Annotated in this window: 11 protein-coding genes; 2 read left to right on the top strand and 9 right to left on the bottom strand. The window is 68.6% G+C overall.

The window, feature by feature from the left end; translation table 11 throughout:
• Positions 1-21: 21 nt before the first annotated feature.
• From ACYVF6_RS37200 to ACYVF6_RS37160, 9 genes are all read right to left on the bottom strand, one after another.
• Positions 22-738, bottom strand: coding sequence for a hypothetical protein (locus ACYVF6_RS37200; protein WP_460528554.1), 717 nt, complete (start codon positions 736-738; stop codon positions 22-24).
• A gap of 76 nt (positions 739-814) precedes the next feature.
• Positions 815-2,083 (bottom strand): RNA polymerase sigma factor, encoded by a 1,269-nt coding sequence (locus ACYVF6_RS37195; RefSeq protein WP_460528552.1) that lies wholly within the window; start codon positions 2,081-2,083, stop codon positions 815-817.
• A gap of 12 nt (positions 2,084-2,095) precedes the next feature.
• On the bottom strand, positions 2,096-2,473 hold the full coding sequence (locus tag ACYVF6_RS37190; RefSeq protein ID WP_460528550.1) for a YciI family protein: 378 nt from the start codon (positions 2,471-2,473) through the stop codon (positions 2,096-2,098).
• Between the two features lie 59 nt (positions 2,474-2,532).
• On the bottom strand, positions 2,533-6,828 hold the full coding sequence (locus tag ACYVF6_RS37185; RefSeq protein WP_460528548.1) for a galactose-binding domain-containing protein: 4,296 nt from the start codon (positions 6,826-6,828) through the stop codon (positions 2,533-2,535).
• Between the two features lie 143 nt (positions 6,829-6,971).
• Positions 6,972-8,555, bottom strand: coding sequence for an acyl-CoA synthetase family protein (locus tag ACYVF6_RS37180; protein ID WP_460528546.1), 1,584 nt, complete (start codon positions 8,553-8,555; stop codon positions 6,972-6,974).
• Between the two features lie 156 nt (positions 8,556-8,711).
• Positions 8,712-9,698: an aldo/keto reductase gene (locus ACYVF6_RS37175; RefSeq protein WP_460528544.1), complete on the bottom strand. Its 987-nt coding sequence runs from the start codon at positions 9,696-9,698 to the stop codon at positions 8,712-8,714.
• A gap of 104 nt (positions 9,699-9,802) precedes the next feature.
• A complete protein-coding gene (locus tag ACYVF6_RS37170) occupies positions 9,803-11,374 on the bottom strand; it encodes an alkaline phosphatase D family protein (protein WP_460528542.1) in 1,572 nt (523 codons plus the stop codon).
• Positions 11,375-11,440: 66 nt separating this feature from the next.
• On the bottom strand, positions 11,441-12,625 hold the full coding sequence (locus tag ACYVF6_RS37165; protein ID WP_460528540.1) for an MFS transporter: 1,185 nt from the start codon (positions 12,623-12,625) through the stop codon (positions 11,441-11,443).
• Between the two features lie 51 nt (positions 12,626-12,676).
• Positions 12,677-13,840 (bottom strand): MFS transporter, encoded by a 1,164-nt coding sequence (locus tag ACYVF6_RS37160; protein ID WP_460528538.1) that lies wholly within the window; start codon positions 13,838-13,840, stop codon positions 12,677-12,679.
• Between the two features lie 53 nt (positions 13,841-13,893).
• On the opposite strand from ACYVF6_RS37160, the gene ACYVF6_RS37155 reads away from it, so the two are divergent.
• Together ACYVF6_RS37155 and ACYVF6_RS37150 are read left to right on the top strand one after the other, a co-directional pair.
• Complete coding sequence (locus ACYVF6_RS37155) at positions 13,894-15,081, top strand: ROK family transcriptional regulator (protein ID WP_460528536.1); 1,188 nt, start codon at positions 13,894-13,896, stop codon at positions 15,079-15,081.
• Positions 15,071-15,592: an SRPBCC family protein gene (locus ACYVF6_RS37150; RefSeq protein WP_460528534.1), complete on the top strand. Its 522-nt coding sequence runs from the start codon at positions 15,071-15,073 to the stop codon at positions 15,590-15,592. The genes ACYVF6_RS37155 and ACYVF6_RS37150 overlap by 11 nt, the downstream gene beginning before the upstream one ends.
• Positions 15,593-15,619 lie beyond the last annotated feature (27 nt).

Below are 15,619 nucleotides of genomic sequence, written 5' to 3'. Positions count from 1 at the left end.
GTACGGCAGGGATGCGCGCGTTCAGCGGATGGTGATCTCGCCCAGGTCGATGGCGACCAGCAGCGGCTCGGGGACGAGTTGGTAGTCGCCCTGCCAGGCGTAACCCCGCCGCGTGGTGGGGATGAGGATGCCGTCCACGTCGCGGTAGCCCGTGGCGTAGAGCATTCCGGGCGCGCCGGCGAGGATGTCGATCGTGAAGTCGTGGCGGCGCAGCAGACCGTCCGGGCCGAAGCACGAGATCTGCTGGCGGGTATGGCTTTTGATGTGATCAGGGAACGTCACCTTCAGCCGCCGCCACGTTTCACCGTCGACCTCGATGGGGGCGATCTCCTCGGTGACGAATCCGGGCCAGGTGTAGAGGAACGGCGTATTCAGGTACGTCCAGATCGCCGCCCCGGTGAAGTAGGCGAGCTGGATGTCGTCCCATGGAGTCTCGAACCCATGGCCGTCGAACGAGCTCTCCGGGTCGTTTCGCGCGCCGGTGAGCGTGCCGTCACGGCGATGGACAGCGACTCGGCCGGGCTCGAAGACCGCTCGTTTGTCCTGGCCGTTGAAGTCGATCGTCAGAAGCTCGCGCGTGGTTTCCACCTCGAGGCGAACATCCTCGAGCGCGTCGGCCTGGCTCTTCGCGTGAAAAAGAGCTCCGGTGATCGAGGCGTCGATGGTGATCGACCGGACCTCGTTCCACCGGTCCAGGCCACCATGCGCGGCGACCGCGTTGTCGAGTAGCTCGTTCATCGTCTGAGTCCTCCTGGTCTGATCGGGTGATCTCAGGGGGACGACGACTGGCGGGTGGCGGAACCGGACACGCCGGCTAGGAAATTTTCGGATTCTCGATCCGCCGCTGGTAGGACAGGCGTTCGGCCGGGCTGCGGGCCAGCGCGATGGCGTGCTCGTAGTCCTTCCGGGCGGCGGTGTGGTCGCCGGCCCGTCGTTCCAGGTCAGCGCGGGCCGCCCAGTAGAAGGGGTATCGGGACAGCTTCTGCTCCTCGGCCAGGGCGATCAGCTCGCGGCGGCCCACCTCGATGCCGTCCCGTTCGGCCAGGGCCAGCGCGCGGTTCAGCGCGACGACCGGGCTCCAGGACTGCTGGGCGAGGATCTGGTAGAAGCCGACGATCCGGTCCCAGTCGGTCTCCTGGACCGATGGCGCTATCGCATGCTCGCAGGCGATGCCGGCCTCCAGATGCCATCGGGACAGGTGATCCCCGGTGGCCGCGCCGGCCAGATGCATCAAACCACGCTCGATGCGCGCCCGGTCCCAGCGGCCGCGGTCCTGGTCGGCAAGGGGAACGAACACACCGTCCTCGTCGAGACGGGTCGACAGGCGGGCGGCGTCGAAACAGAACAAGGCGGCCAGGGCGTGCACGTCCGGATGCGCCGTCGCCGTGGCGTCCAGCAGCAGCTCGGTCAGACGCAGCGCGTCGTCGCACAGGGCCGGACGTACCGGGTCCTCTGGGTTGCTGCCGTGGTAGCCCTCGTTGAACAGCAGGTAGAGCGATTGCAGGACCGAGCCGCGCCGGGTGTCGATGTCAGGCAGGTCGTCCACGTCGGAGAGCCTGCCCAGCTGACGCAGCCGGCCGCGGCCCCGGTGCAGGCGCCGGTCGATGGTCTGAGTGTCGACCAGGAATGCCTGACCGATCTCCTTGGGCGACAGGCCACACAGCCACCGCAGGATCAGGGTCACCTGTGTCTCTCGGTTCAGGCCGGGATCGCAAACCGCGAACATCATGGCCAACTGGCTGGCGCCCTCCTCGGCTGGGGCCAGGGCCGCCTCGATCGTGCCGGTCAGCGCCGTCATCGTGGCCAGTTCGGGCAGCAACGACCTGTGGCGCTGTTCGCGGCGGATGATGTCGATCGCCCGGTTGTGGGCGGCCCGGATGATCCACGCCTTCGGGTCCCGCGGCGGCCCGAAGCGCCAGGCGTGCATCGCGCTCACCAGCGAGTCCTGAATGACATCCTCGGCCAGCGGGAGGTTGGACGGGCCCAGCACCCGGGTCAGCGCGCTGACCAGGTGTGCGTACTCCCTCCGGAACAGGTCCTCGACCAGCACCGTCGGTGCTGCCGCGGGTTGCCCTTCGTCCACGAGCGTCGGGTCCTAATAACCCTGGACCGGTCGCACCTCGACCGAACCGCCGAACTCGTAGGTCGGGCAGCTGCGCGCCACCTCGAGGGCATCTTCCAGGGAAGTGGCTTCGAAGATCATGCTGCCGGTCACCAGATCCTTCGATTCCGCGTACGGGCCGTCGGTGACCACCCGTTCGCGGCCCCGGACCGTAACCCCCTGGTCGTCCAGCGCGGTCCCGGTATTGTGCCGACCCTGCCGGGCCAGCTCATCCGACCAGCGATACCACTTCTCGACATGGGCTTGAAGGCGCGAGGGCGACAGATCGTGCTCCCCGACAGCGCCCCCGCGAAAGATCAACATGAATTTGCTCGGCCGATCGGGTTCGTCGCTTCGAGGTTCCGGCGCCATAGCCCGGATCCTATCTACGTGGCGGCCGAGCGGGAGCCCGGCCGCCACACGCGATCGGGTCAGTTGACGGTGATGGTGAACGTACTCGTCGTGTTCCTGATGTTCTGGACGTTGTTGCTGAACCGCAGGTTGGTGAACGTCACCGAGCCGACGGCCGGACCCTGACCCGCTTCCGGCTGTTCGTTGGCCCAGATCCCGAAGCCCGACTTCGCGTCGTACGCGTCGCCGCTGCGTTGCGCCCCGGAGATCGAGATGTTCGTGAACACTGTGTCGGTGACCGGATTCTGTGGCTGGCTGCCGACGTAGTTGGTCTGGAACATGATGCCGTGGTATGTCGGATCAACGATGTCGACGTCGCTCACCCGGATGCCCTGGAACACCTTCGACGCCGAGAAGCACCAGATGCCTGGGAATGTCTGCGCGCCCCAGAAGTGTCCACCAGCGCGGACGATGGAGATGTTCGAGAACGACGTCGGCGGGCTCGCGCCGAACCCCAGCATCGGGATACCGAAGTCCAGGGACGAGATCGTGATGCCCGAATAGACCAGCGTGTCGGCGATGTAGATGTTCCTGAACGTGTTGTCGTAGCCGCCGTACACCGCGACTCCCGCGGCTCGCCAGGTCAACGTGGTCGAGAGGTTCTCGTACACGTTGCCGGTCTGCTCGCCACCGCCGGCGTCGATCGCGGAGAAGAGGGCGAAGGAGTCGTCGCCGGTCGCGCGGGCGTCGATGTTCGTGACGTGGTTTCCCGTGCTGCCGTTGGTCATGTTGAGACCGTCGGCGAACAGGTCGCGGATCCGCGAGTTCCGGATCGTCATGTTGTCGGTGTTGGTGCCCCAGTAGAGGCACACCATGTGCTCGACCCAGATGTTGTCGATCGTCATGTTCGCGACGCTGCCGAGGTCGAAGACCTTGCCCGGCCCGTCGATTCGCGAGGTGTAGTTGCCGAAGTACGAGAATCCGGTGAACGTCGAGCCGTTCGCCGTCGCCTCCGCGCGGAAGCCGACGTCGGTGTTCTCCTGCGTGGCCGGCGAGACGAACCGCGTGTACCAGGGCCCGGCGCCGCGCACCTGCACCGCCTTGCCGTACACCTGGAACTTCTGCGCGGTCTGGTAGTCGCCCGGCGGCAGGTAGACGCCGACGAGGTTTCCAGTCGTGTCCATCCGTACGCGATCCAGGGCGTTCTGCACGTCCTGGTGGGTGAAACCGGTCGGCACCGCATAGCGCGCCGGGTCCGGATTCGCCAGCGGCGACACGAGTTCGAGGTTGACGAAGTCGATCGCGTACTGGCTGCTGTTCGCGGAGTCCTTCTGCAGCTTGATCTTGTGGCCGGCGGGCACGGTCATGTCGAGGAAGACGTTCGCCTCGTCGTAGATGTGCCGCGGGCTGCCCGCACCCGGTGAGTTGCCCGGGCTCCCCTCGGCGCCGTAGAGCCAGGCGTACTTCGACGTGAGCGGGATCGCCTTGTGGAACACGTTGTCCACGTAGATGTTCAACGTGGCGTTGGTGCCACCGCCACCTGAGGCATCGGGGATGGAGATCCGCGTGACGAGCGTGTTGGTGCTCGCCTTGGTGGTGAACTCGACGTACGCGCCGGTGGAGTTCAGCGTCACCGCTCGCCGGCCGGACGCCTCACCGGCGAGGTCGCCGACCGTACGGTTGGGGCCGATCACCTGCGCCCCGCCGCCGGCCGAGCCGTCCTCGGCTTCGTACATGTCGTACGGCAGGTTCGCGCCGCGGCCGACGAACAGCGGACGTTCGCTGGTGTTGTTCGCCTGCTTGACCGGCAGCTCGTTGGTGTCGGCCGCGAGCACGACCCGGACGGTGTAGCGGCCGTTCGCGGCCGTCCAGGTGCCGAGGCTGACCGGGCTCGTGGTCGCACCGGCCGCGATCGTTCCGGAGTAGGAGCCGGTGAGCGTGCGGACGGCCGTGCCGGCGTCGTTGAGCACGGTCAGCGTGATGCCGTGCGCGCCACTCGCCGAGGCAACCGTTCCCTGGTTGCGAATCGCCACCGAGAACGTGACGGTGTTGCCGTTCGCCGGCGTCGAGGGTGTCCAGCTGACCGACGACGCGACCAGGTCGGAGCTGTCGACCGGACGTACGACCAGTGAGGTGGGGTTGGTGAACGAGTTGTTCGCCTCGTTCTGCTCGATGACGGTGTTGTCCTCGTCGACCTTGGCACTCAGCGGGTACGTACCCGCGTTCTGCGCGCCGATGTTCGCCGAGACGGTCGTCGAGGCGCCGGCGGCCAGCGTGCCGACCGTCGCGGTGCCTGCTTTCGTGTTGCCCAGATAGAGATTCACGTTGGTCGCGCCGGACGCGGCGGTGCCGGCGTTGCGTACGGTCGCGGACAGCGTGACGGCGTCGGTCTCGACCGGAGCGGCCGGAGCGAACGACATCGCGCTGACGGTCAGGTCCGGGTTGGGAGACGGCGTGCCGAGCACTTGGAACTCCGCGACCTGCCCGCCGGGCGCACCGGTGTTGGCGGTGAAGCGAAGCTGCACGTCGGAGACGGTCGCGGTGAGCGGGATGGTGACGGTGTTGCTCGTTGCGGGGTTGAACGTGTAGGTCGCCGCCGAGACGAGGTTGGCGAATCCCTGGGCGGACTGCTCCCGGCCGAGCACCTGGATGGTCTGGGTGCGCGTGCCCCAGGCCGGATCCGGGTTGAGCTTCAGCACCAGCGAGGAGATGTCGGCGTTCGCGCCGAGCTGGACGGTGAGCGTGTTGGGGTAGGCGTTGGAGTTGGCCTCCCAGTACGTCGCGACGTCGTTGTCGTTGGCGTTCGCGGGAACGAACGTGTGCACGTAACCCGACGCGGTGATCGGCTTCCCGGCGGCCAGGTTGCTGCCGGCGGGCGGCGTGCCGGTACGGGTGACGGTGTTGCTGTTGGTGGACTGGTTGCCGGCAGCGTCCTTCGCGCGCACGAAGTACGACACCGTCGCGGAGCTCGGCTGCGTGTCCGTATAGGCGAGCACGTTGCCGGCGACGCTGGCCCGGAAGGCGTTGTTGGCGTAGATGTCGTACGCCGTCACGCCCACGTTGTCGGTCGATGCGGACCAGGTGAGCCGGATCTGCCCGGTCGCGGGCTGGGTGTAGGCGAGGTCGCCGGGCGCGGTCGGCGCCTGCGTGTCGCCGCCGGATCCGGTGCGCGTGACCGTGTTGCTGTTCGGCGACTGGTTACCGGCCGCGTCCCTGGCGCGGACGTAGTACGAGACGGTCGCGCTGCCCGGCTGCGTGTCGGTGTAGACCAGTACGTTGCCGGCGACGCTCGTACGCAGCTCGTTGTTGGCGTAGACGTCGTACGCCGTCACGCCCACGTTGTCGGTCGACGCGGTCCAGCTGAGCCGGATCTGCCCGGTCGCGGGCTCGGTGTAGGCCAGGTTGCCGGGCGCGGTCGGCGCCTGGGTGTCGCCGGTGGCCGGACCGTAGATCTCCAGCTCGGACAGTTGCCCTGCGGGCCAGCCGGTGTTCGCGCTGATCGAGACCCGGACGTATCGCATGCCGGCCGCCGCGAAGCTGATCGTCACGGTGTTTCCGCTGCTGGGATTGAACGTGTAGCCGGCCGAGGCGACCAGTGTGCCGAACGTGGTCCCGTTCGGGCTCGACTGCACGGTCAGCGTCTGGGTGCGGGTCTCCCAGCCCGCCGGCAGCTTCAGCGTCAGCCGGTTGATGCTCACCGACGAGCCGAGGTCGGCCTGAATCCATTGCGGGAACGCGTTGTTGGCGCTCTCCCAGTACGTCGCCTGGTTGCCGTCGTTCGCGTTGCCGGCGACGTACGGCGCGGCCGTGCCGCCGGCGGTCATCGGCTTGCCGAGCGCGAGGTTTCCGGACGAGCTGGCCGAGGCGCCGTACACCTGCAGCTCGGACAGCTGCCCGGCCGGCCAGCCGGTGTTCGCGGTGATCGAGACCCGGACGTAGCGGGTGCTCGTGGCGGGGAAGTTGATCGTGACGGCGTTGCCGCTCCCCGGGCCGAACGCATACCCGGCCGACGCGACGATCGTGCTGAAGCCGGAACCGTCCGGACTGCCCTGGACGGCGAGGGTCTGGTTGCGCGGCTCCCAGCCGCTCGGCAGCTCGAGTACGACCTGGTCGATGCTCTGGCTGCTGCCGAGGTCGACCTGGGCGGACTGCGGGAGCGCGTTGTTGGTGCTCTCCCAGTAGGTGGCCTGGTTGCCGTCGGTGAGGTTGGCGGCGACGTACGGCGCGGTCGAGCTGCTGGCCGAGGCGCTGTGGCCGGCAGCCAGGTTCGGGCCGCCGGCCGCGTTGGCCTGGGCGGTTGGCAACACCGCTGCGGCCGCGATACCGGGCAGGAGCGCGAGCACAGCGGCCAGCGCCGCCGATCTGTACCTGAACATGGAGGTGGGCTCCTCACTCTGCGGAGTGGAACCCGGCCGGGGCGCACTGTTTCCTACCGTTATACGATCGCGAACTGGTCTCCGCAAGAATGAAACGAAAACTCGTAAAAACTCAACAGCGGTCCGGAAGGTTGGCCCAGCGGCTACTTCCCGGCGGCCCGGTCCACGAGCACGCGACGCAGGATCTTGCCGGACGCGGCCTTCGGGATCTCGTCGATGAACTCGACCGCCCGGACCTTCATGTACGGCGCCACCCGCGCGGCCACGTAGTCCATGACCTCCTGCTCGGTCAGCTCGGTCCGAGCGACGACGAACGCCTTGGGAATCTCCCCGGCCTCCGGATCCGGAGAACGTACGACCGCAGCGTCGGTGATGTCGGGATGCGACAGCAGGACGGCCTCGAGCTCGGCGGGCGCGATCTGCAGGCCCTTGTACTTGATCAGCTCCTTGACCCGATCGACGACGTAGATGTAGCCGTCGTCGTCGATGTGCCCGATGTCGCCCGTGTGCAGCCAGCCGTCGCCGTCGAGGATCTGCGCGGTCTCCTCGGGCCGGTTGAGGTAGCCGCGCATCACCTGCGGGCCGCGGAAGCACAGCTCACCGTTGCGGCCGTCCTCCAGCTCCTCGCCGCTCAGCGGGTCGAGGATCTTGGCCTCGGTGTTGGGCAGCAGGAGGCCGGCCGATCCGTGCCGGATCAGCGAGTCGTCGGCGGGCTGCGTGGTGAGGACCGGGCTGGCTTCGGTGAGGCCGTAGCCCTGGTGGATCAGGCAGCCGAGCCGTTGCCCGCAAGCGATCTCGAGGTCCTTGTCGAGCGGTGCCGCGCCGGAGCAGATGTACTTCAGCGCCGACAGGTCGTAGCGGTCGACGAGCGGATGCTTGGCCAGCGCGAGGATGATCGGCGGGACGAGGTACGCCCAGGTGACCCGCTGGTCCTGCATGATCTGCAGGAACTGCTCGAGGTCGAAGCGCGCCATCGTGACCAGCGTCGCGCCGTTCCAGGGACCGCCGGCGAGCAGGACGGTCTGGCCGTAGATGTGGTAGAAGGGCAGCACCGAGATGACCCGCTCTTCGGCCTGCAGGGCGAGAATCCCGTGTGACTGCAGGAGATTCGCCACGATGTTGCGGTGGGTCAGCATCACGCCCTTGGGCAGGCCGGTGGTGCCGCTGGAGTACGGCAGCGACGCGAGGTCGTTGGCCGGGTCGATCGTGACGTCCGGCATCGGCGCGTCGGTCTGCAGCAGGTCGGCGAACGGCGTGACCGGAATCCTGCCGGCGATGCCGCCGGTGTCTCCGAGAATGAACAGCTCCTGTACACCCGTCTTCTCGGCGGCCTGCAGTGCCTTGGCGGCGAACGGCGGAACGGTCAGCAGGAACTTCGCCTCGGCGTCGGCGAGCTGGGCCGCGAGCTCGTCCACGGTGTAGAGCGGGTTGATCGTCGTGTTGGTGCCGCCGGCCAGCTGGACGCCGTAGTAGGCGAGCGCGTACTCCGGAACGTTCGGGCTGTAGATGGCGAACACCTCGCCGTGCCGCAGCCCACGCGCGGCGAGCGCGGCCGCGACCTTGCGGGCACCACCGGCGAGCTCGCCGTAGGTGATGGTGCGGCCGCTCGCCCCGTCGACCAGGGCCGGCCGGTCCGCGCGTTCCCCGGCGCCGGCGAGCACGAACTCTGGTAGCGAGACGTCAGGGATTGTGATCTCTGCGTAACGGCTCTGGATGATCGAGGACATGGCGACGCCTTCCCGTGCAGACGCTGGACGGTTGCCACCGAATCTGCGTTGCACCTGCGAGATTGTCAATCCCCTGGCGCCTCGCGCCCGGGCGTACTGGGCCTCTTGCGCCGGATCACCCGTGGGTTGGACGGTCCGTGGACGTGGCGGCGGTGTTCAGTCGTGCGCCGGAAATGGGTCAGTGAAGGCCTGGCTGACCGAGGTGAGCCGGTCCATGTGGTCGGCGGACAGTTCCCATCCGAGTGCGCCGAGGTTGTCGTCGAGCTGTTCCAGAGTTCGTGCGCCGATGATCGGTGCTGTGACGGCGGGACGCTGCAGCAACCAGCGCAGCGACACCTGGGCAGGCGTCCGGCCGGTCTCGCCGGCGACTGCTGTCACCTCGTCGATCACGGGCCAGGCGTCGTCCCGATCGATCAGCTCCCAGGTCCAGGTCGGGATCCAGGACCGCTCGGCCATCCGCGAGCCGTCCGGTGCTCCGCCCATGCCGCGGCGGTATTTGCCCGACAGCCAGCCTCCGTACAGAGGACTCCACGGAAGCAGGCCGAGCCCTTCTTGCTGACAGACCGACACCAGGCCGTTCCGTTCCGGTCCGCGGGCGAGCAGGTTGTAACGAGGCTGAGTCGAGACATAGGCCTCCCAACCGTTCCGCCGCGCCACTTCGATCACCTTCTGGAGATACCAGCCCGAGACATTGCTGGTACCGATGTAGCGGACCTTGCCCGAGCGGACGAGGTCGTCCAACGTCGCGAGAGTCTCCTCGATCGGTGTTTCGTAGTCCAGGCTGTGGATCTGGTAGAGGTCGATGTGGTCCGTCTGCAGTCGGCGCAGGCTGGTCTCCACCGACGCGTAGATATGTTTGCGGCTCAGGCCGGCGTCGTTCGGCCCCTGGCCGGTACGGCCGCGTACCTTCGTGGCGACAACGAAGTCCGAACGTCTCCGGCCGTTCAGCCAGCGTCCGACGATCTCCTCCGACCGTCCTTCGGTGTAGACGTCCGCGGTGTCGAGGAAGATCCCTCCCGCGTCGGCGAACCGGTCCAGCAGCACGCGAGCGGTCTGCTCGTCGGTTGCCCGGCCCATCGTCATCGTCCCCATGCACAACTCACTGACCTTCAGGCCAGTGCTACCAAGTCTCCGATACTCCATGCAGGAACGCTAGGCCCGTCGTATCGCTGCATCCCGAGCCAATTCGCGCTGAGAGCCCCGTGCCAATTTCACCCTTGATGTGGCCGGGCCGATCGAACGACCCTCTAGCGCTCTTCCGGAGCGAGCGTCTTGCTGTAGAGGACGGCGCCGGCGTGGTCGCGCAGGTTGACGGTGAGCTCGCCCGTCTCCGCCGAGATCTCGACCTCGCCGAAGTGCTGGTAGCCCTCCATCGGCGAGGCGTTGGCGACCGGCGGTGCGTGCACGAACGTCGCCTCCGGGCCGAACGTCGGGTCGAGCACGTTCGGGCCGAACGCGCCGGCGTTCAGCGGGCCGGACACGAACTCCCAGAACGGGTCGAAGTCCTGGTAGGCCGCCCGGTCGGGGGAGTAGTGGTGCGCGGCGGTGTAGTGCACGTCGGCGGTCAGCCAGACCACGTTGCGGACCTGGTGGCGACGCAATGTCGACAGCAGCGGCGCGATCTCCAGCTCCCGGCCCTTCGGCGCACCGGGATCGCCCTGCGCGACGCCCTCGATGATCGGGCCGTCCGGTACGACCAGTCCGAGCGGCAGGTCGTTCGCGATCACCTTCCACTTCGCCCGGGACTCCAGCAGCCCTTGCGTCAGCCAGCGCAGCTGGCGCCAGCCGAGCACGCCACCGTCTGGGACCGTTTCCAGCCCGTTGGTGTTGGGATCCTTGTATGTGCGCATGTCGAGCACGAACACGTCGAGCAGCGGGCCGTACGACAGCTTGCGGTAGACCCTGCCGTCGTCCTGGCGGCCGTGCTCACGGATCGGCATCCACTCGAAGAACGCCTGCCGTGCTCTTGTGGCAAGGACATCCACGCGCTTTTCGGTGTAGCGCGCATCGTCGAGGATCTCGCCGGGGTACCAGTTGTTGAGGACCTCGTGATCGTCCCACTGGTTGATCTGCGGCACCTCGGCGGCGAACGCGCGGATCGAGTCGGAGAGCAGGTTGTACGCCCACTGCCCGCGGTATTCGGTGAGCGTCTCGGCGACCTTGCTCTTTGCTTCCGTGACGAGGTTGCGCCAGATCCTCCCGTCGGGAAGGGTGACCTGGCTCTGCACCGGACCGTCGGCGTAGACGGAGTCGCCGGAGTGCAGGAAGAAGTCGGGCCGCAGCGCACGCATCCGGTCGTAGATCTGGATGCCGCCGAGGTCGGGGTTGACGCCCCAGCCCTGGCCGCAGACGTCGCCGGACCAGACGAAGCGGATGTCCTTACGTGGTTTGGCGTACGGCGAGGGCGCGGTCACCAGCCGTCCCGTGAGCGGCCGGCCGGTGACACCGTGGCGGTCGGGATCCTCCAGGCGGACGCGGTAGTACAGCTCCCGCCCGGATGGTAGCCCGCGCAGGTCGACCTGCCCGGTGAAGTCGGAATCGCCAAGCAGGACAGGGCCTCTGACCGTCGTGGCGCGCCTGAAGTCGGCGCTGGAGCTGACGTCGACCAGCATGCGGGCTTCGCGGTCCGCGCGCGCCCAGACCACCGCGCTGTCCGCGGTCGGATCACCCGACTGAACGCCATGCGTGAGCTCGGGACGGGCGGCGCGTACGAGAGCAGGGGCGGCCAGCGCCCGAGCCGGGGCGACGGCATTCGTACCAGCCGCCAAGCCGAGCCCGGCGAGCGCGCCACCCCGCAACAGTTTCCGACGTTCGATCACCCTTGCTTTCTAGTACCGCGTGGTGACCGGGACAAGAATCCCAGACAGAGCGCTGGCGAACTCTGTTCACCGCCGCGTTTCCGCAAATCCGGATCGCCGTCGACGTGGCGGAGCGGTGAGGACCACGGTGGCGAGGAGAGCCAGCGTCCCGCCGAGGAGCACGGTCGTCCGCAGCGTCGTGTGGTCGACTACGAGGCCGCCGAGCAGGGCGCCGGCCGAAAGCGAGGCCTGGAAGGAGGAGACGAACAGGATCGTGGCCGCCTCCCGCGCCTCGGGGGCCGCGGCGGCGAACCAGGCTCCGGAGCAGACCGGCACCGCGCCGTAGGCGAGCCCCCAGATCACCAGGAAGACGAGCGCCGCGTTGGACTCCATGACGGTGGACAGCAGCGTGGCGAGTGCGATCAGTGTCGCGCTCACCGCGAACGTAGCCCGCAGCCTCCGGCTGATCGTCAGTCCCGCAAGGAAGTTCCCGGCCGTTCCGGCGACGCCGTAGACCAGTAAGAACGCGCTGATCCGGTCGTCGTCCACTCGGCCGACCTGTTGGAGCAGCGGGGTCACGTACGTGTAGGTCCCGAAGTGGGCGACCACGACGAGAACGGTCACGACCAGTCCTCGTCGGATTATGGGCTGGCCGAGCAGGCCGCGGATCGCCTGCAGGCTCGCCGGCCGCTCAGCCGGCAACGGCGGTACCGAGCACAACAGCGCGACCAGGCAGCCAGCCGTGAACACCGTCATGACGACGAACGCCGTCCGCCAGCCGGCGACATGACCGATCAGGGTCCCAGCGGGTACGCCCAGCACGGAGCCGAGCGGCACCGCCGAGAAGATCACGGCGGTAGCCAGGCCCACCGAGCGTTCAGGCACCAGCCGGGCCGACAGCCCCGACCCGATCGACCAGAAGCCACCGATCACACACCCCACCAGAACCCTGGCGAACAACATCACCTCGTAAGTCGGCGCCAAGGCCGCGAGCAGATCGGACACCGCCAGCCCGACCATCAACACGGCGAGCATCGTCCGCCGGTCGAGCCGCGCCGTAGCGACCGTGAACACCGGCGCGGCAACGGCGGCGACCAGACCGGGAATCGTCATCATGATCCCCGCCGTCCCCTTGGAGATGTCGAACGTCCGCGCGATGGGGGAGAGCAACCCGATCGGAAGGATCTCCGTAGTGACGATCGAGAAGATCCCGACCGCGATGGTGACGACCGAGGCGTAGCCCGTTCGCGGGCTCGTGGTTGCGATGGACACGTCCACCGACTCCACCAGCCTCCTGCGTTCCAGGCTGGCGGGCTTCGGACCTCACCGTGCCGGTACGGCCTTTGCCAGGCGTTGCGTGACGGCGAACAGAAAGAGCGCGAGCAGGCCTGGCGCGATCAGGAACGCCGTGCGGATGCCCGTCGCGTCGGCGAGGGCGCCGAGGAGGAGCGGGGCCGAGCCGATCGCGGCTCCGGAGGCGAGCGCGCACCGTGCGGACGCGCGTGCCGGGTGCGACGGCCAGCTGGCCACCGCCTGGCCCAGCGCGACGGGATAGAGCAGCGCGATGCCGAGGCCGGTGACCACCAGCCCGGCGACCGAGAGCAGCGGCAGCGGTGCGGCCCAGAACACCAGGACCCCCGCGATCGCGACCGTGGCGCCGGCGACCAGCAGGCGTAGCGGATGGCCGGACAGACGGATCGCGACACCGATGCCTGCCCGGCCGATCGCCATGCCGAGCAGGAATCCGGCCGAGGCGCCGGTCGCGAGCGTGGCGGGCAGGTCCTTGACCGTACGCAGGTAGTCCGCGGCCCAGAACATCATGCAGAACTCCGCGGCGACCGCGAGGACGAGCAACAGCCACCACCCCAGGAACGGCCGAGGCGCGCGACCGGCCGCCGACTCGCCGGCCGCCGGGTCGGCGTTTCCGGCGGGAATGGGCTGCGGCTTCGCGCCGAAGAGCACGGCGAGTACGACGACGGCAGCCACCAGCGGGAGGCCGGCGAAGCCCGCCCGCCAGCCCAGTCCGGTGGCCAGCGCGGCGCCGATGACCAGGGGCGCGAGCACCGAGGCTGTACTCGAGACGCTGTTGGCCTCGCCGATGGCGACCGTGCTGTTGGCGTCGCCGTGGAGGGCGCGCAACTTCGCGGGTACGACGAGCACGAGTCCGGCGCCGCCCAGGCCCAGCGCGAGTGCGCCCGCACCGCTGTCGATCCGGCTGCTTCCGGTCGCGAGAACGGCTGTGCCGACGGCGAGGCAGGCCAGCGCCGCGGGTACGGCGAACCGGCCGAGGCGTTCGGTGATCCAGTGTCCGAACAGCCCGACGACGAGCAGTCCAACCGCGAAACCCGAAGGGTACAAAGCGGCCTCGGCGCGCGGCAGGTCACGCTCGGCCCTCAGCTCGGGCAGGATCGCGCCGAGCCCGGCGAGGACGTAACCGAGGCAGCCGTACGTGCCGTACATGCCGACGGTTTCGAGGGTCCGCTTCATGGATCAAATATACTCGTCGTACGAGGAAAATAGACCTGCGTCAGAATGCCACCATGCAGTCATCCGTTCACAGCGCGACAACCCTGCGCCGGCAGGGTGCGCTGGCCGTGCTGCGGCACGTGCACGCGAACCCCGGCTCGACGCGGTCGGAGGCGGCGCGGGCGCTCGGCATCAGCAGCGGCTCGGCCACCGAGATCACGGGCCGGCTGAAGGATCTGCGGCTGGTCGCGGAGGGCAATCCCGAGCCGACTGGAGCGCGGGGACGGCCTTCGCCCGTGCTGGTGGCGCATCCGGGCGGGCCGCTGGTCTGCGCGGTCGAGATCAGTCACGAGCGTTGGCGGGTGGCCGCGGTGGAGCTCGGTGGCGCGCTCGTAGAGGATCGTGCGGGCCGGCATGCGAGCAGGAAGGCGGCCGACGTCCTCGCGGAGCTTCGCCGAGAGGTGCGGGCCTGCTGGCGTCGCTACGGCGCACGGCTGCAGGCGGTCTCGGTTGCTGTCGCCGGCACTGTGCGTGGCGCCGGCCTGGTCCAGGCGACGAACCTGCGCTGGCGTGACGTCAGCCTCGAAACGCTGCGTCCACAGGCAGAAACCACGTTGCTGGTCGGCAACGACGCGACGCTCGCCGGACTGGCCGAGGCACGCCGGGGCGTGGGTGCGGACGCGCGGGTCGTGCTGCACCTCACCGTCGAGGTGGGCCTCGGGGGCGTCCTGGTCGTGGATGGCGTGCCGATCGACGGCGCGACCGGCGCGGGCGGCGAGTTCGGGCACATGCCGTTCGGCGATTCGTCGTTGCGCTGTCAGTGCGGCGCCTTCGGCTGTTGGGACCTGACGGTCGACGGGCGGGCGATGGCGCGCTCCCTGGGTGAACCGCCACCGCGTGATCCACGTACGAAGGCCGAACGGGTCCTGCTTGCGGCGGCGACCGACCCGGCCGCTCGTTCCGCGGCCGGGACTGCCGCCCATTGGCTTGGCCGGGGCATCGCAGGGCTGGTCAACGCACTCGATCCGGACCTCGTAAGCCTGTCCGGGCTGGCGATCGGCCTGTCGGAGACCGCGCCGGAGCAGTTGCGGGCGAGCTACCGCGCCGGCCTGATGCGCTTCCGCCGTACCGATCCGCCGCCGCTGGTCACCTCGCGACTTGGCGCGGCGGGCCCGTTGACCGGCGCCGCCGACGCGGCCTTCGACACGATCCTCTCCAGCGAAGGGTTGGCCGCATGGGGTGCCGGGACGGATGCGAAGTGATGTACTGGGCGGCATGAAGGTCGTTGCCGTACGCGAGATCGCCGCGCCTGCTGAAGAGGTGTGGGAGGCGCTGGTCGACTGGAAGAGCCAGGGCAGCTGGATGCCGCTGACGGAGGTCCGGGTGCTGTCGGAGCCGGAAGTGGGCGCGGGCATCGGCACCCGGATCGAGGCGGTGACGGGCGTCGGGCCGGTCGCTGTTGCCGATCCGATGGAGATCGTCGAGTGGGATCCGCCGCTCCGCTGCGTGATGCGGCACGACGGCAAGGTGCTGCGCGGGACTGGGACGTTCGAGGTCGCGCCGTACGGCACCGGGCGTTGTGTCGTGCGGTGGGAGGAGGACCTCCGGCAGCCGTTGGCGTTCATCACCTGGCTCGGGAAGCCCTTCTTCTCGTTCGCATTGGGGCGCTTCGAGCGTGTGCTGCTTGCCTGGACGGCCGGAGACGGCTACGACGTTTCGCCGAGCCCTGACGGTGAGGTCGAAGGCTTTCGCGACGGCCGCGATTTGCGGTAGCCGCAAATCGCGGGGTCCGGCATCCGG

This window comes from Flindersiella endophytica, assembly GCF_054779015.1.
This window is presented reverse-complemented; position numbering and strand designations above follow the sequence as displayed.